The following is a 22,389-nucleotide window of genomic DNA, read 5'->3' as shown; positions in this document are numbered from 1 at the left end:
GCTGCCCGCGGGCAGCTTCCTGGCACTGACCATCGGCACCGCGGACTTCGCACCCGAGGAGGTCGGCCGGGTGGCCGAGGAGTACGGGCGGCAGGGCATGCCCATGGCCCTGCGCGACCTGGCCACCGCCACCTCGTTCTTCGACGGCCTGGACCTCGTGGACCCCGGCGTCACCCAGGTCCACAAGTGGCGCCCGGGCCCCGAGCAGGCCGGCGTCGACGACCGCGCCATCGCGATGTACGGGGCGGTGGCCCGCAAGCCCTGACGGCCCTCGCCCCCTCCCGAAAGCCCCCGCACCACTCGTGGAATATTCAACTACGTGGTGTCGTTGCAGGCCACGAAGGAGGCAGACAGTGGAGATGACGTATTACGACCACGGAACGGCGGCGGAGCGCTGGGAGCGCGCGCGGCAGTTCTTCGACGCCAAGGAGTACGCGACGGCGGCGCGCATCCTCGACGCCCTGGCCGACGAGGTGCCCGAGCAGGTCGCCCCGCGTCTCCTGCTCGCCCGCTCCTACTACCACTCGGCCCAGCTGGTGCGCGCCGAGACCGAGCTGCGCAAGGTGATCGAGCTCGACCCGGTCGAGAGCTACGCCCGGCTCATGCTGGGGCGGACGCTGGAGAGGCAGGGCCGGCACGACGACGCCGCGCCGCACCTGCGGATGGCCGCCGCGCTCAGCGGCGACTTCGCGGAGGCGTAAGGCGGCTTCGCGGCGTAAGGCGACTTCGCGAAGTCGTAAGAAGACCACGCACCACGGCGTGGGCCCTGCCAAGGCGGCGGGGCCCACGCCGTTTCGCCGTGCGGGGCCCACCGCGCGGTCCACGCGGCTCACGTCCCGCCGGGCCGCTCGCCCTCCCCCACCGTGAACCCGATGACCGCTCCCCCACCGGGCCGCCCCTGGACGAACACCGTGCCCGCGTGCGTGGCCGCCACGTCCCGCACGATCGACAGGCCGAGCCCCGAGCCCGGCAGGCTGCGCGCGCCCGCGGCGCGGTAGAAGCGGTCGAAGATGCGGTCCGCGTCCGCCTCGGCCACCCCGGGGCCCCGGTCGAGGACCGCGACGCGGCGGCCCGTGACGCTGATCTCGATGGGTTCGGTGCCGTCCCGGTCGAACTTGGCCGCGTTCTCGATGAGGTTGGTGACGGCGCGCTGGAGAGCGGCGGGCCGCCCGTGGAAGACGTCCGCGTCCGTCGTGCGGACCGTGACGGGCCGGCCCGTGCGGCGCCGGGCGGCCGCCGCGGCCTCCAGGGCGACCTCGGCGAGCGTCAGTTCCTCCGTACGCCCGTCGTCGGTGCCGCCCGCCGCGAGATCGACCAACTCGTTGACCAGGTCGGTCAGTTCGCGCGACTCCTCGGCCAGGTCGTCGACGAGTTCCGCTCGCTGGTCGGGCGGCAGCTCGTCGATGCGGCGCAGCAGCGAGATGTTCGTGCGCAAGGACGTGAGCGGGGTGCGCAGTTCGTGCCCCGCGTCCTGGACCAGGCGGCGCTGGTCGTCCTCGGACTGGGCGAGGCGGCCCAGCATGTGGTCGAAGGAGCGGCCGAGCCTGCCTACCTCGTCGCGGCCGGCGACCGGCACCTGGATGTCGACGCGGCCGGTCGCGGCCACACCCTCCGCCGCGTACGCGAGACGCACCAGTCTGCGGGTGATGCGCCGGGCCAGCCACCAGCCGACCAGACCGGCGGCGAGGACCACCAGGCAGGCCAGCAGGACGGTACGGTCCTGCAACTCCTTGAGCAGGTCCTCGGTGTCACTGAACTGCTGCGCGACCTGCACGGCGCCCCGCCCGCCGCCGAGCGCGACGGTGGCGAGGCGGTAGTCCTCGCCGCCGATCTCGATGTCCCGCCGTGCCACCTTTCCCGCCTGGGCGTCGGCGGCGACGGCCTGCTCCACCGGGCCGACGGGCAGTGTGCGGCTGCCCTGGTCGACGATCCGGCCGCCCCCGGCGAGGACCTGCACGTCGGCGCGGGTGGGCCGGGTCAGGCCGTCGCGCAGGCCGTCGTGGTCGAGGTCACCGGCCGCGTAGTCCTCGGCGTCCAGGTCACGGGAGCGCACCTGGGAGCGCAGGTCGCCGACGACCTCCGTGAAGACGGACTGCTGGTCCCTGCGGACGAGGTGGGCCGCGGCGTCGTAGCCGATCAGGCCGACCAGCAGCGTCACCACGGCCGCGACCGCCGCGAACGAGACGGCGAACGTCGTGCGCAGACTGGTGCGCGAGCGGCGCGCCCGGAACAGGAGGCGGCGGCGGAAGGGCAGGCGCATCGGCGGCTCAGGGCTCCCGGAGGACGTACCCCACGCCGCGCACCGTGTGGATGAGCGGGGCGGCGCCCGCCACGTCGAGCTTGCGGCGCAGATATCCGACGTACACCGCGAGGTTCTTGGAGCTCGGGCCGAAGTCGTAGCCCCAGATGCGGTCGTAGATGGTCGGGTGGTCGAGGACGATGCCGCTGTTGCGGGCGAGGAGTTCGAGCAGGTCGAACTCCGTGCGGGTGAGGTCGATCTCGGTGGTGCCGCGCCAGACGCGGCGGTCCAGCGGGTCGATGCGGAGATCGGCCGCCGTGATCCGGCCGCCCTCTGCCGTGCCGACCGGGGCGTCGGCCCCGAAGCCGCCCCTTTCGACCGCGAGGTCGTCTCTTGAGGCCGCGACGTCGTCTCTTGAGGCCGCGGTGTCGTCCGCTGCCGTGCTCCTCGCCGCCGCGCCGGGCGCCGCGGCGGCCGAGGCCCGCCCCTCCCGCTCCCGCCCGGAGGCCGCCGGGGGCGATCTCGTCATCGAGGGCGGCACCCTGCTGGACCCCGCGACCGGCGAGGTCACCGAGGACGCGGTCGTCGTCATCGTCGACGGCGTCGTCCGCGCGGCGGGCGCCCGGAGCCGGACCGAGGTGCCCGACGGCGTCGAGGCGCTCGACGCGCACGGCCGCTGGATCCTGCCGGGGCTCGTCGAGGCGCACATCCACCTGAACACGGCGGCCGAGGCCCGCGAAGCCGTGCGCCAGGGCGCGACCACCGCCCGCAGTGGCTCGACGAACTTCTACCAGGACATCGCCGTACGCGAACTGGCCCGCCAGGCACCCCGGCTCGCGCCCCGGCTGCGCGCCGCCGGCGTCTTCGTCACGCCCGACCTCGGCGACACGGTCCTCGCCGACCCCGACCTCACCCCGCTCGCCCGGCTGCGCGACGGCGTGCGCTCGCCCGAGGCGCTGCGCCGCGTCGTCGAGATCAACCTCGCCCGGGGCGCCGACGTCATCAAGACCCGCGTCAACGAACGCGCCGGGCTCCCCGAGCAGGACCCGCTGGCCCAGGTGTACGACCGCGAGCAGCTGTCCGCCGTCGTCGCGGCCGCCCGGCGCGGCGGCAAGGGCGTGCTCTGCCACAGCTACAGCGAGAAGGGCTGCCACGACGCGGTCATGGCGGGCATCCGCTCGCTGGAGCACGGCGCGTTCGTCGGCGAGCGCACGCTGCGCGAGATGCGGCGCAGGGGGACGTACTTCACGCCGACCCTGACCGCGATCGCCGGGCTCGCCGAGTCCGCCGACCCGGTGCTCGCCGAGCGCGGCCGCACCTATCTGCCGGCCCTCAAGCACGCGGTGCTCGCCGCCCACGAGCTGGGCGTGCCGCTGGCCGCGGGCACCGACTCCTCGGGCGGGCGCGTCACGCCCATCGGCCGCGAGGTGGAGCTGATGCGCGAGGCCGGGCTGCCCGCCCTCGACGCGATCCGCACGGCCACCACGGGTGCCGCGAAGCTGCTCGGGTTCGAGGGCCGCGCGGGGCGTCTGGCGCGCGGCTTCGCCGGTGACGCGGTCCTCCTGGACGGCGACCCGCTCTCCGACGTCGGCGTCCTCAAGAAGCCGGTGCGCGTGGTGCGTTCGGGCATCGCACTCTGAGCCGCCCCCGCACCGAAGCCAAGCCCCCGTCCACCGCACCACCCGCCACCGAAGGAGTTCCCATGACCCCGCTCTCCCGCCGCGGTGTGCTCGCCGGCGCCGCCGCCCTGGCCGGCACCGGCGCCACCCTGTCCTCCGGCGCCACGGCCGCGTACGCCGACACCCGCGACCACGACGACCGCGGCGGCCACGGCTCCGGGCACCGCCCCAAGGCCGTGGTCTTCCGCGACGTACGCCCGCTGGGCGCGAGGCGGCCCGTGGACCTCACCGTGGTCGACGGCCGGATCTCGGACGAGCCGGCGCCCCAGGGCGCGGAGGTCGTCGAGGGCGGCGGCCGGATCGCGCTGCCCTCCCTCGTGGACGCGCACATCCACCCCGACAAGACGACGTGGGGCGGCGACTGGATCTCGCGGAAGCCCGCGAGCGGCATCGCCGACTACGTCGCCCAGGACGTGGAACTGTTCAAGAGCCAGTCCCGCTCGGTCGGCGAGCGCGCGTACGGCCTGATGGCGCACGCCGTGACCCGCGGCACCCGCGCGATGCGGGCCCACGCGGACGTGGCCCCCGCCTACGACCTCGCGGGCCTCGAAGGCGTCGCCGAGGCCCGCAAGCGGCTGCGGCACGCGCTCGACGTCCAGATCGTGGCGTTCCCCCAGCACGGCGTGATCCGTACGCCCGGCACGGCCGAACTCCTGGAGGAGGCGGCCGGGTCCGGTCTCGTCGACTTCGTCGGCGGCATCGACCCGATCAGCTTCGACCACGCGATGGACGAGCAGCTCGACCTGGTCTTCGGCCTCGCCGACCGGCACGGCATCGGTGTGGACATCCATCTGCACGACCGCGACGAGAAGGGCGTGAAGGTCCTGCGCGCCATCATGGAGCGCACCCGCGCGCTGTCGCTGCGCGGCAAGGTGACGGTCAGCCACGTCTTCTGCCTGCCGAACCTTTCCGACACCGAACTGAACAAGATGGCCGCCGAGTTGGGCGACCTCGACATCTCGCTGACGACGGTGGCGCCGAACGAGTCGCTGGTCCTGCCCATCGCGAAGCTGCACGAGCACGGCGTGCGGGTCGGGCTCGGCTCGGACGGCGTGCGCGACTCCTGGAGCCCGTTCGGCAACGCGGACATGTTCCACCGCACGCACATCCTCGGCTGGGTGACCGACGTCCGTCTCGACCAGGAGCTCACGGACTGCTTCGAGGTGGGCGCGCACGGCGGTTCGGACGTCATGGGCCTGCGCCGCGCGGACCTCTCCCCCGGGGCCCCTGCCGACTTCGTCCTGGTGAAGGCCGAGTGCCTGCCCCAGGTCGTGGTGGACATGCCGCAGCGGGACGTGGTCGTGCACGGCGGCCGGGTCGTGGCCCGCGACGGCAAGCTGGTCTGACGTGACGCGGCGGTGCGGCCCGCGCGGGCCGCACCGCCCCGGCTCACTCCTGCGGCGGACGCATCCGGAAGTCGTACCGCTCCGGTATCTCCTCACCCGTCGCGGCGGCCCACAGATCGCCCAGCTCCTCGGCGCCCTCGCGCAGGTCCGCCGGTTCGAAGCCGGACTCGAAGACGGCGCGGACGGCGTCCATGTCGCCCTCCGCGTAGAGGAGTTGGGCTTCCAGGAGACGGAAGCGGCCCTCGGCGCGGGTGGCCTCGCGCAGCCGGTTCCAGACCTCACGGGCCGCTTCCGGCCGGCGCGCGTCCAGCAGCGCCGTGATCGCCTCGCGGCCGAGCGCGGCGGTCGCCGCCGTCCACGCGGCCCCCTCGTCGCGCCGCTCCTGGCACAGGTCGTCGAAGGCCTCCGCGTACCGGTCGGCGGCCCGCTCGGTGTTGCCCTCCGCGCGGTCGGCGACGGCGAGGCACCGCAGCAACGGCCAGCGCGAGGGCGCGAGTCCCAGGCCGCGCTCCCAGCTGCGGACCGCCTGCGCGCGGTCGCCCGCGTGCCACTGGGCGACACCCAGGTGGTACTCGGCGAGCGGCCGCGCGGGCGCCGTCTCCAGCATGTCGCGCCAGTGCGGCGAGACCAGCGTCGGTCCGGGCGGCGCGACCTTGCGCGGCTCGGGCACCGCGCCGGTGTTCAACAGCTCCAGCCACGGCTCCTGTTCGGGGCCGAGGGCCGACTCGTCGAAGGGCGTGCCGGGCAGCTTGTACTCGGCGCGCAGGACTTCGAGCGCGCCCCAGCCCGAGCCGACGGCGAGGACCTCGCCCGGTTCGGTGTCGGCGCGGGCCAGCCACGCCTCGTAGGCGGCGTCGACGTCCCGGCGCGGCAGCGCCTCGGCGAGCCGTGCCGCCACCTCGCCGCGCGCTTCGGCCCAGTCGCCGTGCACCCGGTCCGCGGGCGCCGACAGCGGGCCGTACGACTCCAGCCAGCTGAACTCGGCCTCGGCGTCCAGGCGTACGTGTTCGAGCTGGGTGCGTGCGAGGCCCGACTGGATCTCCGCGTAGCCGCCGGTGCCCGGCTCGGTCAGCCACTCCTGCCAGCGCCGCCCGCCGGTACCGGTGCCCCAGAGGAAGAGCTTGCGGCCGCGCGGCAGGTCGGTGGAGGTCTGGACGAGCCCGTGCCCGGCCTCGTCGAGCGCGGCGATCCACCGCCGCTCGCCGTCCGGCACGTCGTAGAAGTAGTCGGCGGGGTACTCGCTGCGCAGCGGGTAGGTGCGGTCCGCGCCGTCGTACTCCGGCACGGGCACCTTGCGCAGTCCGCCGGGGTAGGCGAACCGCCAGGCCTCGTCGGCCGGGGCGAGGACCCTGCGGTCGTCGGGCACCGCGATGTTGGACCACCAGTAGACGGGCGCGGGCTTCTCGTGCGGGTTGCGGACGCGGACGCCGACGTGGAGGAAGTCGGAGTCCTCGGGCAGCCACAGGTCCACCTGGAAGGGCAGGTCGCGCAGCCGCTCCCACTCCCACAGGCGCAGCATCTCGCCGCCGTCGGGCCCGGTCACGCGGGCGGCGTGGACGGGCGCGCAGGACAGCGTGGTGTGGCCGGTGGCGCCGATGTTCCACTCGATGCCGCCGGAGAACCAGGCGCCGTTGAGCGCGAACGCCGCGGGCTGGAGCACGGGGTTGCGGTAGAGCAGTTCGCGCCCGGTGGGCTTGTGGAACAGGGAGTGGACGCGGCCGCCGTAGCCGGGCAGCACCGTGACCCGCAGCCGGTCGTTCTCGACGACGATCACGTCGAGCCGCGTCTCGGTGCGCTCGCGCCCGAAGCCGTCGAGGACCCGCGTGGGCAGCGGTGAGCTCAGCGGCTCGTACCCGAGCTGGCGGGCCATGTCACGCGGCAGGCCCTCCTTGTCGCGCTCGTCCAGGGTGTGGACGTGCCGCAGCGGCAGCAGCGGAGGCAGCGGGTTCTCGGGTCCCGACTCGGCGGCGGGCAGGGTCAGTACGTCGCGTCGCACGGTGGTCTTCACGATCACCATGGAACACGGTCACCGCGGCCACGACCAGAGGGTTCCCAGGTCAGGATTGCGCAAAAGCGCCCACGACCAGATCCGCGAGGAGATCGCCCGCCGTGCCGTCCGGGTCGAGGTCGGGGTCGTAGATGGTGACGTTGAGGCCCACGCAGCGGGGCGAGTTCACCAACGGCCGCAGCAGCGCGAGGAGTTCGTCGGGCAGCAGGCCTCCGTCGTCGGGGCTGTCGACGGCGGGCATCACGGACGGGTCGAGGACATCGGCGTCCAGATGCACCCAGAAGCCGTCGAGCACGGGCACTTCGAGCGTCTGCACGACGGCGCGCGCGATCTCCCGCGGACCCCACTCCCGGATCTCGCCGACGGTGGCGTTGGAGATCTTCAGTTCGGTGAACTCGGCGCGGTCCTCGTCGTCGTCCCGCATCCCGAACAGCCGCACGTCCTCGTCGCGCAGATAGGGCTTGAGTCCCTCGATGTCGGTGAGGTCGTCCTGTCCGCGGCCGGTCGCGAGGGCCAGCTCCTCGCCGCCGGCGGCGCCGATCCGGTCGGAGTTGCCGGGGTGACGGAAGTCCGCGGAGCCGTCCACGGCCGCGATGCCGTACCGCCCGACGCGGCGCAGCGCGAGCGCGGCGCCGAGCTGGATGGAGCAGTCGCCGCCGAGCACGACGGGGAAGTCACCGGCGCGCACGTGGTGTTCGATGCGGTCGGCGAGCTTGACGGTGTACGCGGCGATCGCGGCGGCGTTGAAGACGCCGTCGCCCTCCTGCCAGTCGCCCCGGTCGTAGCGCGGCGGCACCACGACCCCGCCCTCCAGGGCGCCGAGGCGCCGCGGGACACCCCGCTCGCGCAGCGCTCCGGCGAGCTTGTAGACGCCGGGCACGGTGCCGGGGGCGGGCGGGCGCAGGCCCAGGTTGGAGGGGGCGTCGACGACCACGATATTCCGCATGCGGATCATCCTCGGCGACGTAGGCTGCCGTTTTCAACGACTTTGTTCGATCGCGGTGCCGCGGCGCCGCCGGACGGGAAGAGCGGATCGGACCATGGGAACGCAGCACACCTACCGGGTGATCGTCCGGGGGACCTTCGAGGGCCTCACGGACGCCTCACGGGCCACGCTCCTCGCGGAGGTCGAGGAGCACGGCCTGACGCAGATGAGGTTCACGCCCGAGGGCTCGCTCACCTACGACCGGGCGCTCAAGCACTTCTCGTACCGCTTCGTGGTGGTCTCCGACGCCGAGGACGGCGAGGAGATGGCGGGGGCGCTGGCCGAGGAGCGGGCGGAGGGGCTGCTGGCCGCGCTGGGGCACGGCTTCGGCGGGCTGCGGTCCACGGTGACGGACATGGACACCATGAAGATCAACCGGAAGCCGTCGCGCCGCTGACCGGCGGCCGTGCCATGCCGGCGGTGATCGCCCAGCGTTCGTGGTCGCGCCAGGCGCCGTCGATGAAGAGGAAGTCCGGCGAGAACCCTTCGCGCCGGAAGCCCGCACGCCGCACCAGCGCCACCGAACCGGCGTTGTCCGGCTGGATGTTGGCCTCCAGGCGGTGCAGGTCGAGCTCTTCGAAGGCGTACGTCAGGACGAGCCCGAGCCCCTCGGACATCAGGCCGCGCCCCGCCGCGTGCGCGAAGGCGCCGTAGCCCAGGGCGCCGCAGCGGAAGGCGCCGTGGACGATGTTGTTGACGTTGATGAACCCGCCGATGGCGCCGCTGTCGCGCTCGCACACGAGGAACCCGGCCCTCGCCGGGTCCTCGATCAGCGTCTTGGCGTACGTCCGGTAGGTGCGCTCCTCGGCCGGCGGGAAGAGCCAGGGGCGGTGCAGCTCCCGGCTCTCGCGGGCGCGCGCGGTGAACTCCGCGCCGTCCCCGTACGTGAAGTGGCGTATCCCCACGCGGGGGCCTTCGGCGAGATGACGTGCTCTGTCGGGCATCGGGCCACGCTATCCACTGCCCGCGCGGACGGGCGCGGCGGCTGCCGGGGCTATGCCGCCGGGCACCTCTCCTCCTTCTTCACGACGCCGATCGTGAGCGTGCCGCCGCCCAGCTGCCGGCCCGGGGCCGGCGACTGGGTGCAGACCTTCCAGTTGAGCGGCCACAGGACGTGGCGGTGGAAGCCGCTCGCGTCCTGGACGTCGACGCGCGTGCGGTAGTCGACGGTGGAGAATACGTGCATCAGGCCCCGTCCGCGGAAGTCCGGGAGCGGCGGACCCGCGGCGGTCGCCGTGGTGACGGCCATGAGGGTCGCGGCGGCCGCGCCGCCCACGACCACTCCGGCACGCTTGAGCTGCACGTTCACTTGCGCCTCCGGACGAAGTAGGCCCCGCACAGGGCACCGATCAGCGCCGTGCCGAGCAGTGCCATCCACAGGGGCAGGGTCACCTCGGGGATCAGCAGCCGGATCTTGGTGCTGCGGGTGTTCTCGAAGATGAAGATCAGGGTGAGGACGGCGACCGCGGCGACGGCCACCCGGCCGGGCGTCATCAGCCCGCCGCCCGGGCCGCCGCTCTTGGAGCCGCCCGTCGAGGTGTTGGGGCTCATGGTGTGGACCCTTCCGTCGGAGGTACGTCCGGCCTCCCCCGGTCCCCAGCATGGGCAGCGGTGCGCGTTCGCGCACGGTGGGCGGTTCCCCCGGGTGGGGTGCTGGGCCATGCGGGTGACGGGCGGGCGGCCGGGGCACCGGGCGGGAGCCGCCCGGCGTGCCGAACGGTGCCGGGCCCGCCCTCACACGAGCGCGGGCTCGTCCAGCGTCAAGGTCAGCGCGTCGGCGTCCAGTTCGCCGGCCGCCCCGAACGGCACGGTCAGCGCCCCCTCGCAGTGCCCGAACCCGAACTCCTCGACCACCGGTACCCCGAGCCCGCCGAGCCGGTCGGCGAAGAGCGCCCTGACCTCGGCGTACGGCCCGCAGTCCACCCAGGAGCCGAGCGCGACCCCGGCGACACCGGCCAGCCAGCCCGAGCGCAGGAGCTGGGTCAGGATGCGGTCCAGGCGGTACGGCTCCTCGCCGATGTCCTCCAGGAACAGCAGGCCTCCGCGCGCGGAGGCCCGCGCCCCGGGCACGCCGAGCTCGGCGGCCAGCAGCGACACGCAGCCGCCGAGCGTGACGCCCCTGGCCCGGCCTCCGGCGAGGGCGGCCGCGCCCGGTGACGCCGGGATCACCCGGGCGTCCTCCGGCGTGAAGAGCGTCGTCCGCAGGTGCTCCTGCGCCCGCGCGTTCTTCAGGAAGTCGGTCACGGCGGTCATCGGGCCGTGCAGGGTGGCGAGCCCCAGACGCGTGGCGAAGGCCTCGTGCAGGGCGGTGATGTCGCTGTAGCCGAGGAACACCTTGGGCCCGGCGGCCCGGGTCGCCGCGCGCAGCGCCGCCCAGTCGACGAGGTCGACCATCCGCTGGGCACCGTATCCGCCGCGCGCGCAGAACACGGCGGAGACGGTCGGGTCGCACCAGGCCCGTTCCAGGTCGCGGGCCCGGTCGGCGTCGCTCCCCGCGAGGTAGTCGAACTCCTCGTGGCGGTCCCGGACGTGGGGCATGACGACCGGTTCCAGGTCCCAGCCGCGCAGCAGGTCGAGGCCCGCTTCGAGGGCGTCCTCGGGGACGGGACCGCTGGGCGCGACGACGGCGACCCGCGCGCCCGGACCGAGGCGCGCGGGCCGTGCCAGGGGTCTCACTTGGCGAGCTCCAGGGTTGGTACGCGGCCGGCGAGGTTGAGCCCGAAGACCTGCGCGTACAGGGAGAGTTCGGCCTCCAGCGCGCGGATCATGGTGTCGGCGCGGCGGAAGCCGTGGCCCTCCCCCTCGAAGGCGATGAAGGCGTGCGGGATGCCGCGCCCTTCCATCCTGGCGAGGAACCGCTCGGACTGGGCCGGCGGACAGACCACGTCGTCGAGCCCCTGGAGCAGCAGGAACGGCGAGGTGATCCGCTCGGCGTGCGCCACCGGCGAGCGCTCGGCGTAGCGCCCCGGCACCTCGGCGAGGGGGCCGACGAGGGACTCCAGGTAGCGGGATTCGAGGTCGTGGGTCTCGCCCGACGCGAACGCGGTGAGGTCGAGGACGGGGTAGATGATCGTCCCGCAGGCGTAGACGTCGGTGCCGGTGAGCGAGACGGCGGTGGTCCAGCCGCCCGCGCTGCCGCCGCGGATCGCCAGGCGGGCCCGGTCGGCGGTGCCCTCGTCGGCGAGCGCGAGGGCGACGGCCGCGCAGTCGTCGACCTCGGCGATGCCCCACTGTTCGCGCAGCCGGTTGCGGTAGGCGCGGCCGTACCCGGTGGAGCCGCCGTAGTTGACCTCGGCGACGCCGATGCCGCGCGAGGTGAAGTAGGCGATGGCGAGGTCGAGGACGAGCGGCGCCCGGCCGGTGGGGCCGCCGTGCGCCCACACCACATAGGGCGGGAGTTCGTCGTCGGGCGCGACGTGGCCGGGGTGGTGCGGCGGGTAGATGTGCGCGTGGATCTCGCGTCCGGCCGGGCCGTAGAACGTGCGGATCTGGGGTTCCGGGTAGTACGTGGGATCCACCGGGTCGGCGTGCGCTGCGCCGACGACGCGGGCGCGGCCGGTGCCGGTGTCCAGTTCCACCACTTCGGGCGCGCTGCGCGGGCTCGCGGCGACGCCGACCACGCGGGGGCCCTCGGCGGCGACGGTCGAGGCCCACTCCGTCCAGGGGCCCGCCGCGTCCACGACCTCGCCGGTCTCGGGGTCGAGTATGCCGAGCGCGGTGGCGCCCTTGCCGTGCACGACGGCGATCAGTCCGCTGTCCAGCGGCGCGAACCAGTTCAGGCCGACCTGCCACAGCGGCCCGGCGAACTCCTCCTCGCGGGGGCACAGCGGCTCCGGGGCCGCGTCGCCGTCCGGGGCGGTGCGGTACAGGTTCCACCAGCCGGTGCGGTCGCTGGCGTACAGGAGCCGTCCGTCGGGGGCCCATTCGACCTGCGCGACCGACTCCTCCGGGCCGCCCGCGACGACGCGCGGCGCGCCGAAGGTGCCGTCCTCGCGCACGTCGGCGACGACGAGTTCGGTGCCGTCCCACGGCATGCGCGGGTGGTCCCAGCCGATCCAGGCGGCCCGGGTGCCGTCGGGCGAGAGCCGGGGTCCGGTGATGAACCGGTGGGCGCCGTCGGAGAGTTCGCGCACCGCGCCGCGGTCCTCGGCCGCCGAGCCGTCGAGCGGTACCGCGGCGATGACCCGGCGCACGTCGGTGGGCGCCTCGCCCGTGAACTCCTCCAGGACGCACCAGACTTCGCCCCGTTCGGGGCGGAGCACCGGATCGGCCCAGCGCAGCCCGCCGCCCACCGCGGAGACGGGCGTCAGGGGGCGCGGTGCGGCGCCGGGGGCGTCCGGCTCGTACGCGTACAGACGCTGGTCGGCGAAGTCCGCGAAGACGAGCAGCGGTCCGTCGGGGCGCTCGGCCGCGGCCCAGGGGCGCCCGCCGTACTCGACGACGCGGGTGCGCACGTTCCACGGCGCGGGGAGCACCGTGCGCTCCTCGCCGTCGGGCAGCCGGCGCACCAGCGCGCGCCGCCCCGACTCGGTGGGCCGGGGCTCCGTCCACCAGGTCTCTCCCCCGACGAACCCCACGTATCCCGGGGAGCCGTCGTGGGCGGCCGCGAGTTCCGCGTCGATCGGTGACGGCCATGATCCGTACGCCCGGGTCTGCATCATGTCCTTTACTTCCCCCATTTTCCCTAGGCCGTACGCAGAAAGCGGTCGAGGACTCGGACACCGAAGTGCAGGGCGTCCACGGGGACGCACTCGTCGACGCCGTGGAAGAGCGCCTGGTAGTCGAAACCCTCCGGTGTCCTCAGCGGCGAGAAGCCGTAGCCGGTGATGCCGAGCCGCGAGAACTGCTTGGCGTCCGTGCCGCCCGACATGCAGTACGGCACGACGTGGCCCTCCGGCGCGAACTCCTGGACGGCCGCCCGCATGCGCGCGTACGTCGGCGAGTCGACCGGAGCCTGCAGCGCCACCTCGCGGTGGTGGAACTCCCAGTCGACGTCAGGGCCGGTGAGCCGGTCAAGCGTGCGACGGAACTCGTCCTCGCCGCCGGGCAGGAAGCGCCCGTCGACGTAGGCCACGGCCTCTCCGGGGATCACGTTGACCTTGTAACCGGACTGGAGCATCGTCGGGTTGGCGCTGTTGCGGACGGTCGGCGCGACGAGGTCGGCGGTCGTGCCGAGCTTCTCCAGGAGGGCGTCCACGTCGAACCCGGGTGCCTCGGGGTCGGTCTCCAGGCCGTACAGCGTGGCCAGTTCGACGAGAGAGGCCCGCACGGTCGGGGTGAGCCGCACCGGCCAGCGGTGCTCGCCGATGCGGGCGATGGCGGCGGCCAGCCGGCTCACCGCGTTGGCGTGGTTGACCTTGGAGCCGTGGCCCGCCTTGCCGCGCGCGGTCAGTTTGAGCCAGCCGGTGCCGCGCTCGCCCGCCGCGATGGGGTAGATCTGGTTGCCCCGGCCGTCGTGGAAGGTGAAGGCCCCCGACTCGCTGATGCCCTCCGTGCAGCCCTCGAAGAGCGCCGCGTGGCGGTCGGCGAGGAACCCGGAGCCGTCCTCCGCGCTGGCCTCCTCGTCCGCGGTGAAGGCGATCACGAGGTCGCGCCGGGGGCGTACGCCGGCCCGCGCCCAGCGCCGGACGACGGCGAGGATCATCGCGTCCATGTTCTTCATGTCGATGGCGCCCCGGCCCCAGACGATGCCGTCGCGGACCTCACCGGAGAACGGGTCGACGCTCCAGTCGGCCGCCTGGGCGGGCACGACGTCCAGATGCCCGTGGACGAGCAGCGCGTCCGCGCCGGGGTCGGTGCCCTCGATGCGGGCGACGACGTTCGTGCGTCCCGGCGTGCGCTCCAGGAGCGTCGGTTCGAGGCCCGCGTCGGCGAGACGCTCGGCGGCGTACTCGGCGGCGGGGCGCTCCCGGCAGTCACCGCTGCCGTGGTTGGTGGTGTCGATGCGGATGAGCTCGGAGGTGAACGTGACGACCTCGTCGAGCGCCCGCGCGTCGAAGTGGTCGTCGTCCACCTGCCCCTCGTTCTCCCGGCTCTGGCGCTGGCTGTGGCTCTGGTCACCCATACTGCTCCTCCACGGCGGCAGAGGCGATCGTCGTAACCGCCTTGAAGGTACGGATCCCCTCGTACATGGTCTCGCTGTCGTAGGCCACCTTGCGCTCCCCCGTACGGCGCACGCCCGGTACGACGGTCGAGGCCATCGACAGGTGCTCGGCGTCGAACTCCACCTCGATCGTGAACGGACCGGCGGCCACCGGCTCATGGCGTACGGCGAGCGCCGCGGCCTCCTTCGCCGCGCCGCGGATGTCCGCGGCGGTGCGCGCCGGGGTGCGGCAGACCGCCGCGTACCGCGAGACGTGGTCCTTGACGGCGACCTTCAGCGCGCCGGGCGCGTAGCCGAGGGCGTCCTCGCAGGCCAGGTCGTCGCCGGTGACGAGCACCACGGGGACGCCGTACTCGGCGACGACGTGCGCGTTGAGCAGCCCCTCGCTGGCGCGTACGGCGTTGACCCAGACCCCGGTGATCTGGTTGGCGAGGTAGGTGTGCGCGAGGACGCCCTCCATGCCGGCGCCCGCGTGGTAGCCGATGAACGCGATGCCGTCGACGTCGTCGTGCTGCACCCCCTCGACCATGGAGAGGGACTTGTGCCGGCCGGTGAGCATCTCGGCCCGTTCGTCCAGCTGCTCCAGCAGCAGATTGCGCATGGTCCAGTGCGCTTCGTTGATGAGCACCTCGTCGGCGCCGCCGTCGAAGAAACCCAGCACGGCGGCGTTCACGTCCGAGGTGAACATCGCCCGGCACCGCTCCCATTGCGCGGTGCCCGGCAGCACGTCCGCCGGCCAGGTCACTCCGGTGGCGCCCTCCATGTCGGCGCTGATGAGGATCTTCATGCCGCTTCACGTTACGCGTCGGCGAGGGATCTTCCCAAGAGACGGAGTGAAGGAGGTTCGGTCGGGCGGCGGGTCGTGGCCGACGCCGCGCGACGTCGCCCCGGGCCGTGGCAGGGCCGTGAGGTCCATTCGGGCCGGGCGGCCGTTCGGGCGACGCCAAAAAGATGGCAATACATGACATTTCGCAACAACTGACTTCATGTCAGAACGTGTACCGTCATGCCTGCCGTACCGGCCCACGATGGCGTGCCCCCCTGCGAGGAGTACCGGTGACCGCTCCCCCGTCCCTGCCCCGCCGCTCCCTGCTCGCCACGGCCGCCACGCTGGCCGGCGCGGGCAGCTGCGCATCCCGCTCGCCCCGCCCCGACGACCAGCGTCCGGGGCGTCGGGTCCAGGCCGGCATCGCGGAGGCGCAGCCCCGTCACGTCCTGCTGGCCGCCTACGACCTGCACGCCGAGGGCAGGGGCAGGGCGGTGGACGCCGTGCGCCGCACGCTCGCCGCATGGACGAAGCCCCCGACGGGCCGGGTGACGGTGACCGTCGCCGTCGGACCGGACCTCTATCGCAAGCTGGACCTGCCCGCCCCGGCCGGCCTGCGCGAACCTCCCGGCTTCCCGGGCGACCGGCTGGAGCAACGGCGCTGCGGCGGTGACCTCGTGGTCCAGCTGTGCGCGGGCGACCCGCTCGTCTGCCGCCGCGCCGCCGCACACCTGACCGCTCAGGCGAAGGACGCCTTCGGCGTGCGCTGGCGGCAGAAGGGGTTCCTGCCTCCGCACGCCGCCCACGAGACCCCGCGCAACCTCTTCCGCTTCAAGGACGGCACCGAGAACCCCACGGGGGACGAACTGGCCCGCTGGGTGTGGGACGGCAACGGCGGCACCCACCTCGTCTACCGGCGCATCCGCATGGACGTCGACCGCTTCACGGCACTGCCCCGGGGCCGCCAGGAGGAGGTGATCGGCCGGACCCGCGCCGACGGAGCACCCCTGGGCGGACGGACGGAACGCGACGAAGCCGACCTGGACGCCAAGACCCCGCAGGGCCGCTACGTGATCCCCGCCGACGCCCATCTCCGCCTGGCGCACTCCCGGTTCGACGACGGGGCCCGGATGCTTCGGCGCGGCTACTCCTACGACGACGGGGGCCACGACAAGGGGCTGCTCTTCATCGCCTTCATGCGGAACCCGGAACTCTTCGTCCGCGTCCAGCAGCGGCTGGCCGAGAGAGACGCCATGAACGCCTTCACCGAGCATCGCGCGTCGGCGGTCGGCTACGTCCTGCCCGCGCCCGGACGGGGCGAGGATCTGGGTGACCGGCTGGCCTGACCCGGCCCGCCGGGGTGCGCCCGCTGTCCGTCAGAGCGGGTCCAGGTCGGCGTGGAGCATGTCGTGGTCCGAGTACGGGCTGGGGCGCACGGCGTGCCGGAGCGGGGCGACGCCGCGCAGGAAGACGTAGTCGAACTTGCTCCGCCAGTCGGTGGTCGGCGCGCAGGAAGCGGCGTCCGAGGGGCGGCAGCCCGGGTCCGTGTCCGTGGCCACCTGCCACATCGGGGCGAGCTCGGGGGCGTACGGCACGGCGTTGAAGTCGCCGAGGACGATCGCCCGGTCGTGCCGGGCGACCTCCTTGGCGAGCACGGCGGCCTGGCGGGCCCGGACCTCTTCCTGACGCCGCTGCGCGAAGTGCGTGTTGAAGACCCGGACGGGCCGGCCACCGACCTCGGTGGTGACGGCCATGTACCCGCGGTCCTCGGACCCGCCGTCGGGGTACTCGACGTTGACGCGGTCCGTCATCGGGGCCGCGGAGAGGATCGCCTGGCCGAAGGCGCCGGGGTTCCACGGCCATCCCCCGCAGCGGCCCCCGTTGTTCAGGACCGACCCGTAGGCGACGTGGTAGTCGAGGCCGTAGAAGCGCTTCAGGTAGTCGCGGATCCGCTCGACGTCCCGTACGCACGCCTCCTGCATGCCGATGACCTGCGGCGCGTACGTGGCGATCTCCGCCGCCCGGCCCGCGTTGTTGTCGCTCCCGCAGGGGTTGCAGATGTTCCACGTCATGACGCGGTTCGGTACGACGCCGTCGGCGGCGTCAACCGGCAGGGTCTGCGCGACGAGGGCGCCGCTCGGCGCGCTGGGGCCGAGGAGCACCATGCAGGCCACGGTCATGGCGCCCGCGAGCAACCCTGTGCCCCGTCCGAGCACCATCGCCTCCTCGAAGTGGATGCACACGCATCGAAGTGGATGCGTGTGCATCCTAAGACGTCTCCGTGGACGAGATTATGGGACGGGTGGCCGGCGGGGCGGTCGGCGGTCCGGCCGGTGGGGCCGGTTCTCGTCGCTCCCCGGATACGGCGGCCGGTGCGCGGCCCGGCCGGGTTCCGGTCAGTTCGGCCGGATCGCGGTCGGGCGGGTCACCACCGCCTCCGTCGTGATCCGTCCGCCGTGGCGGAAGATCAGCACGAACGGGATCCGGTCGCCTTCCTTCAGCGGTGTGCGGGTACGGGTGCGGGCCATGATGTCCAGCCCGTGCGGCGTCATGGTGAGGCCCACGCGGGCCGGGACGGCGGCGGAGTCCACCGTGCGCATCGTGGCCGCCCCGTCGCCCGCCGCCACGTGGCGGCCCAGCATCACCTCGTCGAGGACAGGGGACGTCACCGACGTCAAGCGGTCGTCGGCGCCACCGGAGTCGGCGACGCGGAAGAACGCCGCGGTCTCCGTCCGGTCGCCGTACGGCAGATGGACCGTGCCGGGGGCGACCTCGACGCGGGGCGGGCTGCCCGCGGCGCCGGACCGGGCCCACGCGGCCGGCCCGCCGAGGGCGACGGCACAGGCCGTCACGGGCGCGAGGGCGGCGAGGACCGTGGCGCGCAGGGCGCGCCGGGTCGGCCGCCAGGGGTGCTGTTCGCCGGTCACCGGGCACCGCCCCGCGCTGCCGCTCGGGGGCGCCGCGCCGCGCCGGGCCGCGTGCCGGGCGCCAGGTGCGCAGCCGCAGGCTGTTGCCGACGACCAGCAGGGAGCTGGCCGACATCGCCGCCGCCGCGACCATGGGGTTGAGCAGGCCGACCGCGGCGAGCGGCACCGTGACGGCGTTGTAGCCGAAGGCCCACAGGAGGTTGCCGCGGATGGTGCGCAGGGTGCGCCGGGCCAGGAGGACCGCGTCCGCGACGGCCTCGATGTCGCCGCGCACGAGCGTCACGTCGGCGGCTCCCATGGCCACGTCGGTGCCGGTGCCCATGGCGATGCCGAGGTCGGCGCGGGCCAGCGCGGCGGCGTCGTTCACGCCGTCGCCGATGACCGCGACGCGGCGGCCCCGCTCCCTCAGCTCCCCTACGAGGGAGGCCTTGTCCTCGGGGGTGCGACGGGCATGGACCTCGTCGACGCCGAGGTGCGCGGCGACGGCGCGGGCGGTGGCCTCCCGGTCGCCGGTGGCCAGGACCGGGCGCACGCCGAGGCGCCGCAGCCGGTCGACGGCGCGGTAGCTCCCGGGCCGCACCGGGTCGCCGATCGCGAGCACCGCCTCGGGCACGCCGTCCACGCGGACCAGGACGGGGGTGTGGCCGGAGCCTTCGGCGCCGGCCAGGGCGCGGGCGAGCGTCCCGGCCGGCTCGTCGCCGGGCAGGGGCATCCGGTGGTCGTCGGCGGTCAGTTCATCGCCTGGCGCGCAGACTTCGACCAGGTGCCCGTCGACCCGGCCCCGTACGCCCCAGCCGGTCACCGCCCGGAAGTCACGGACCGGTGGCAGTGGGCGGTCGGGCGGATTCCCTCGCGCGTGGCCGGGCGGGTTCCGTCGCGCGTACGAGGTGATCGCGCGGCCCAGCGGGTGTTCCGAGCCCTGTTCGACGGCGCCCGCCAGACGCAGTGCCGCCTCCGGTCCGATGCCGTCCGGTCGCGCGGTGACCGCGGTGACGCCCATGTGCCCGGAGGTGAGGGTGCCGGTCTTGTCGAGGACGACCGTGTCGATGTGCCGCAGGGCTTCGAGGGCCTGCGGTCCCCGGACGAGGACGCCGAGGCGGGCGCCGCGGCCGGTGGCGGCCAGCAGGGCGGTGGGGGTCGCGAGGCCCAGGGCGCAGGGGCAGGCGACGACGAGGACGGCGACGCAGGAGGTGACGGCGGCCTGCGGGTCGGCGCCGGCGCCGAGCCAGAAGCCGAGCACCGTCGCGGCGAGCGTGAGCACCACCGGCACGAACACCCCCGCCACCGCGTCCGCGAGGCGCTGCGCACGCGCCTTGCCGGCCTGAGCCTCCGTCACCAGCCGTGTGATGCGGGCGAGTCGGGTGCCGGCGCCGACCGCCGTGGCACGGACGAGCAGCATCCCGCCGGCGTTGACGGCGCCGCCGGTCACCTCGGCGCCGGGACCGACCTCGACCGGTTCGCTCTCGCCGGTGACCAGCGACAGGTCCACCGCGGAGCGGCCCTCCACGACGACACCGTCGGTCGCGATCCGCTCGCCGGGCCGCGCGACGAAGACCTGTCCGATGGCCAACTCGCTCACAGGGATGAGGCGTTCAGCGCCGTCTTCCCGTACGGCGACGTCCTTGACGGTGAGTTCGGCGAGGGAGCGCAGCGCCGCCCCGGTGCCCCGGCGGGCCCGCGCCTCCAGGAACCGTCCGGCGAGCACGAACAGCGGCACGCCGACGGCCGCCTCCAGATACACGTGCGCGGTGCCGTCGCCCGCGGTGGGCAGCAGGCTGAACGGCATCGTCATGCCGGGGACGCCCGCGCCGCCCAGGAAGAGCGCGTACGCCGACCAGCCGAAGGACGCGGTGACGCCCAGCGAGACCAGCGTGTCCATGGTCGCCGTGGCGTGCCGCAGACCGCGCAGCGCCCGCGCGTGGAAGGGCCACGCGCTCCAGGCGGCGACCGGCGCGGCGAGCACGAAGCACAGCCACTGCCAGTTGCGGAACTGCAGGGCGGGCGCCATGGAGAGGACCAGGACCGGCGCGGAGAGGAGCGCGGTGACGAGCAGACGCTGCCGTTCACGGGCCGCTTCGGGGTCACCGTCGTCCGGCTCCGCCGCGTCTTGGGCGCGCTCCTGCTCCGGTTCGGGCAACTCCGCTCCGTACCCGGCCCGCTCGACCTCGGCGATCAGCACGCCCGGTGCCACGTCGGGCGGATGGCTGACCCGGGCGCGGCCGGTCGCGAGGTTCACGGTCGCGCTGACGCCGTCGAGGCGCCCGAGCCGTTTCTCGACGCGCTTGACGCAGGCCGCGCAGGTCATGCCGGTGACGGCGAGGTCGGTGGTGACCAGTGCTCCGGCGCCCATCAGTGCCCGCTCCCGTGCATGCCGTCCATGCCACCGCCGTCGCCATGACCGCCGTCACCGTCGCCGTCGCCTTTGCTCCCGCCGGAGTCCGTGACGCTCTCCCGCATGCCGGGTGCGACGGGGCCGACGGCCTTCCCCACGGCGTACGACACCGCGAAGACCAGCACCAGCAGCACCAGGAATCCGCAGAGCGCGGGCGGCGGCAGGAATCGTCGCCGCCGTGAGTCCTCAGTCATCACCGTTCCCCGGTCGCGTCGTGCCAGGACGCGCCCCGAACGGACCGCGCCGCTTCAGGAGTCGGACGGACGGGGCGGCCGGTTCCCGCGCATCCGCGTGGCGCGGGCCACACAGCCGAAAGGGCCGCTCAGGAGGGCAGTTCCAGGGAGATGACGGTGCCGTCGTCGTACGCGAGCCAGAGCGCGCCGCCGATCGAGAGGATCTGGGGCCGCCACGTCCGGCCGCCGAGGCCGGTGGGGTCGGCGGCGCCCTTCCGTTCGCCCGGGGCGCCCTCGACACGGTGCTTCTTCCCGGGGCCGCCGCCGACGGGGAGGGTATGGAGGGAGGAGTCGTCGGCGTAGACCGCGTACTTGCCGATGATCGACTGCTCGGACGGCGGGCTGTACGGGCGGTACGTGCCGACGGTGCGCGGCTCCGCGTCGGCCTCGCCGCCCCCCAGCGGCTGCAGTTCGATGCGGGTGCCGTCCTCGTCGGGGCCGAGGCGGTACATCGCGCCCCCCGCTTCGACCAGTTCCTGCGCCCCGGGGCCGCCGCCCGCCGTCGTGCCGGGGCTCGCGCCGTCGACGGCCCTGAGGTTCTTGGCGTCCAAGGTGACCAGGCCGCCCTTCCGAAGGCCGCAGTGCACCTCGGCTCCGAAGGCCCGCACCCGCAGGCAGTCGGCGCCGCTGGACGTCGTGAACCGCACGGGGTCCCCGGAGCGCGCGTCGAATCCGGTGAGGCCGCCCTTCGCGGTGGCGATCACCCGCCCCTGCGCGAAGGCCTGCGCGCCGAACCGCCCCCCTTCGGCCGCACCGGCCTCACCCGCCTCGTCGGTCTCGTCCGCCTCATCCGCTCCGCCGGTCTCGTCCGCCCCTCCCATCGCACCGGCCCCGGCCGCCCGGTGACCGGCCAGGGGCCGCTGCCACAGCGGCCTGCCGCTGGTGACGTCGAAGGCGTGGACCGAGGTCGCGTCGGCCTCCCTGATCGTGAAGAAGGCCGTGCGCTCCCCGAGGACCACGTCGCCGACGCGGGTGCCCTTCGGCAGCGGCTGTTCCCAGCGCACCGCGCCGCCACGGACGGAACGCCCCCGCGCCATGCCCCCTTCGTACGTGAGCACGAGGTCGCCGTAGAGGACCGGTCCCGAGGCGTCCCCGGGCACGGACGAGCCCTGCCCCGCCGCGCGTTCGGGCTTGTCGCGGGTGGCGGCGGGCTCCTTCCAGCGGGGCGAGCCGTCCGCCGCGCCGACGGCTTCGAGGCCGCCGGACACGGTGCGGCAGACCAGGACCTCGGAGTTCAGGGCGCAGTCCCACGGGCGGCCGGCCAGCTTGGTCCGCCACGGCTGCCAGCCCTTGGGGCGGGCGGCCGGGTCGACGGGGAAGGTACGGCTGCCCATGTATCCGGCCGTCGTGACGCCGAGCCGCGGATCGTCGGCCGGGGACGACGACCCGGGCTTCGCGTCGCCGGCGCGGGCGTCGCCCCCGTCGCCACCGAGCCGCAGTGCTCCAAGGGAGCCGAGGACTCCCACGGACACGGCGGCGGCGAGGACGGCCGTGACGGTCCTGCGCCGGGGGCGCGGACTCGGGACGGGCGAGGGGCCCAGGGGGTCGTGGGCCGCGCCGGGCCACCGGGACGCGGAGGCCGCGCACGTCGCCCCGGCCCTCCTGGCTCCGGGCCGGGTGGGCGCGGGCGGGGTCAGTGGTCCGGTGGCCGCCAGGACGCGGGCGAGTTCGGTCTCGTACCGCCGGATCTCCGCGTCGACCGCGGCGGACC

At 74.3% G+C, this 22,389-nt stretch carries 20 protein-coding genes and 2 pseudogenes; 6 read left to right on the top strand and 16 right to left on the bottom strand.

Translation table 11 applies throughout. From position 1 onward, the window contains the following. On the top strand, positions 1 to 265 hold a 265-nt coding region (locus AOK22_RS42415), incomplete at its 5' end, for an SAM-dependent methyltransferase (protein ID WP_244164663.1). A gap of 88 nt (positions 266 to 353) precedes the next feature. Further along, positions 354 to 701 carry a tetratricopeptide repeat protein gene (locus AOK22_RS01940; RefSeq protein ID WP_107101825.1) on the top strand — a complete coding sequence of 116 codons (348 nt, stop codon included), beginning with the start codon at positions 354 to 356 and terminating at the stop codon, positions 699 to 701. A gap of 128 nt (positions 702 to 829) precedes the next feature. Here the strand turns inward: AOK22_RS01940 and AOK22_RS01935 are convergent, their stop codons facing one another. Further along, on the bottom strand, positions 830 to 2,260 hold the full coding sequence (locus AOK22_RS01935; protein WP_055696763.1) for a HAMP domain-containing sensor histidine kinase: 1,431 nt from the start codon (positions 2,258 to 2,260) through the stop codon (positions 830 to 832). Positions 2,261 to 2,267: 7 nt separating this feature from the next. Next, positions 2,268 to 2,561 (bottom strand): annotated as a pseudogene (locus AOK22_RS01930) (winged helix-turn-helix domain-containing protein); the annotation flags it as partial. On the opposite strand from AOK22_RS01930, the gene AOK22_RS01925 reads away from it, so the two are divergent. Next, positions 2,539 to 3,879, top strand: coding sequence for an amidohydrolase family protein (locus AOK22_RS01925; RefSeq protein WP_079036277.1), 1,341 nt, complete (start codon positions 2,539 to 2,541; stop codon positions 3,877 to 3,879). The pseudogene AOK22_RS01930 and the gene AOK22_RS01925 sit on opposite strands and share 23 nt — an antisense overlap. 62 nt (positions 3,880 to 3,941) lie before the next feature. Further along, on the top strand, positions 3,942 to 5,264 hold the full coding sequence (locus AOK22_RS01920; protein ID WP_055696761.1) for an amidohydrolase: 1,323 nt from the start codon (positions 3,942 to 3,944) through the stop codon (positions 5,262 to 5,264). A 43-nt stretch (positions 5,265 to 5,307) separates the two neighbouring features. Here the strand turns inward: AOK22_RS01920 and AOK22_RS01915 are convergent, their stop codons facing one another. Together AOK22_RS01915 and AOK22_RS01910 are read right to left on the bottom strand one after the other, a co-directional pair. Then, a complete protein-coding gene (locus AOK22_RS01915) occupies positions 5,308 to 7,281 on the bottom strand; it encodes a DUF5107 domain-containing protein (protein WP_208606360.1) in 1,974 nt (657 codons plus the stop codon). 40 nt (positions 7,282 to 7,321) lie between these two features. Continuing rightward, positions 7,322 to 8,218, bottom strand: a complete 897-nt coding sequence (locus AOK22_RS01910; RefSeq protein WP_055696760.1) for an arginase family protein — start codon at positions 8,216 to 8,218, stop codon at positions 7,322 to 7,324. A gap of 94 nt (positions 8,219 to 8,312) precedes the next feature. Between AOK22_RS01910 and AOK22_RS01905 the strand changes: the two genes are divergently transcribed. Then, positions 8,313 to 8,654 (top strand): DUF6204 family protein, encoded by a 342-nt coding sequence (locus tag AOK22_RS01905; protein WP_055696759.1) that lies wholly within the window; start codon positions 8,313 to 8,315, stop codon positions 8,652 to 8,654. Here the strand turns inward: AOK22_RS01905 and AOK22_RS01900 are convergent. The 7 genes from AOK22_RS01900 to AOK22_RS01870 form a co-directional block, all read right to left on the bottom strand. Then, positions 8,629 to 9,201, bottom strand: a complete 573-nt coding sequence (locus AOK22_RS01900) for a GNAT family N-acetyltransferase (RefSeq protein WP_055696758.1) — start codon at positions 9,199 to 9,201, stop codon at positions 8,629 to 8,631. The genes AOK22_RS01905 and AOK22_RS01900 overlap by 26 nt on opposite strands. A gap of 50 nt (positions 9,202 to 9,251) precedes the next feature. Continuing rightward, positions 9,252 to 9,566 (bottom strand): hypothetical protein, encoded by a 315-nt coding sequence (locus AOK22_RS01895; RefSeq protein ID WP_055696757.1) that lies wholly within the window; start codon positions 9,564 to 9,566, stop codon positions 9,252 to 9,254. Then, on the bottom strand, positions 9,563 to 9,808 hold the full coding sequence (locus AOK22_RS01890; protein WP_055696756.1) for a LapA family protein: 246 nt from the start codon (positions 9,806 to 9,808) through the stop codon (positions 9,563 to 9,565). The genes AOK22_RS01895 and AOK22_RS01890 overlap by 4 nt, the downstream gene beginning before the upstream one ends. Before the next feature lie 183 nt (positions 9,809 to 9,991). Next, positions 9,992 to 10,933 (bottom strand): S66 peptidase family protein, encoded by a 942-nt coding sequence (locus tag AOK22_RS42410; RefSeq protein ID WP_055696755.1) that lies wholly within the window; start codon positions 10,931 to 10,933, stop codon positions 9,992 to 9,994. Then, the gene (locus AOK22_RS42405; RefSeq protein WP_244164668.1) at positions 10,930 to 12,915 is read right to left on the bottom strand and encodes a S9 family peptidase; all 1,986 of its coding nucleotides are present in this window, start codon (positions 12,913 to 12,915) and stop codon (positions 10,930 to 10,932) included. The genes AOK22_RS42410 and AOK22_RS42405 overlap by 4 nt, the downstream gene beginning before the upstream one ends. 26 nt (positions 12,916 to 12,941) lie before the next feature. Further along, complete coding sequence (locus AOK22_RS01875; protein WP_079036275.1) at positions 12,942 to 14,321, bottom strand: M20/M25/M40 family metallo-hydrolase; 1,380 nt, start codon at positions 14,319 to 14,321, stop codon at positions 12,942 to 12,944. Further along, complete coding sequence (locus AOK22_RS01870; protein WP_055696753.1) at positions 14,314 to 15,147, bottom strand: M55 family metallopeptidase; 834 nt, start codon at positions 15,145 to 15,147, stop codon at positions 14,314 to 14,316. The genes AOK22_RS01875 and AOK22_RS01870 overlap by 8 nt, the downstream gene beginning before the upstream one ends. Positions 15,148 to 15,416: 269 nt before the next feature. Here AOK22_RS01870 and AOK22_RS01865 point away from each other — a divergent pair, with 269 nt between their 5' ends. Further along, the gene (locus tag AOK22_RS01865; protein ID WP_244164661.1) at positions 15,417 to 16,472 is read left to right on the top strand and encodes a Dyp-type peroxidase; all 1,056 of its coding nucleotides are present in this window, start codon (positions 15,417 to 15,419) and stop codon (positions 16,470 to 16,472) included. A gap of 30 nt (positions 16,473 to 16,502) precedes the next feature. Here the strand turns inward: AOK22_RS01865 and AOK22_RS01860 are convergent, their stop codons facing one another. The 5 genes and pseudogenes from AOK22_RS01860 to AOK22_RS01845 form a co-directional block, all read right to left on the bottom strand. Beyond that, positions 16,503 to 17,345, bottom strand: a complete 843-nt coding sequence (locus tag AOK22_RS01860; protein WP_244164667.1) for an endonuclease/exonuclease/phosphatase family protein — start codon at positions 17,343 to 17,345, stop codon at positions 16,503 to 16,505. Between the two features lie 177 nt (positions 17,346 to 17,522). After that, the gene (locus tag AOK22_RS40625; RefSeq protein ID WP_244164666.1) at positions 17,523 to 17,978 is read right to left on the bottom strand and encodes a copper chaperone PCu(A)C; all 456 of its coding nucleotides are present in this window, start codon (positions 17,976 to 17,978) and stop codon (positions 17,523 to 17,525) included. Positions 17,979 to 18,081: 103 nt separating this feature from the next. Next, positions 18,082 to 20,403: pseudogene (locus AOK22_RS01855) on the bottom strand (heavy metal translocating P-type ATPase); the annotation flags it as partial. Continuing rightward, positions 20,403 to 20,639 carry a hypothetical protein gene (locus AOK22_RS01850; RefSeq protein WP_055696751.1) on the bottom strand — a complete coding sequence of 79 codons (237 nt, stop codon included), beginning with the start codon at positions 20,637 to 20,639 and terminating at the stop codon, positions 20,403 to 20,405. The gene AOK22_RS01850 and the pseudogene AOK22_RS01855, both read right to left, overlap by 1 nt. A gap of 128 nt (positions 20,640 to 20,767) precedes the next feature. Then, positions 20,768 to 22,389, bottom strand: a 1,622-nt coding sequence (locus AOK22_RS01845) for an outer membrane protein assembly factor BamB family protein (protein WP_157872152.1), incomplete at its 5' end; no start/stop codon positions are given.

It is taken from the genome of Streptomyces silaceus (genome assembly GCF_001419745.1).
Classification (GTDB): domain Bacteria; phylum Actinomycetota; class Actinomycetes; order Streptomycetales; family Streptomycetaceae; genus Streptomyces; species Streptomyces silaceus.
Note: the sequence above shows the minus strand (reverse complement) of the source record. Positions and strands in the feature narration are given on the sequence as shown.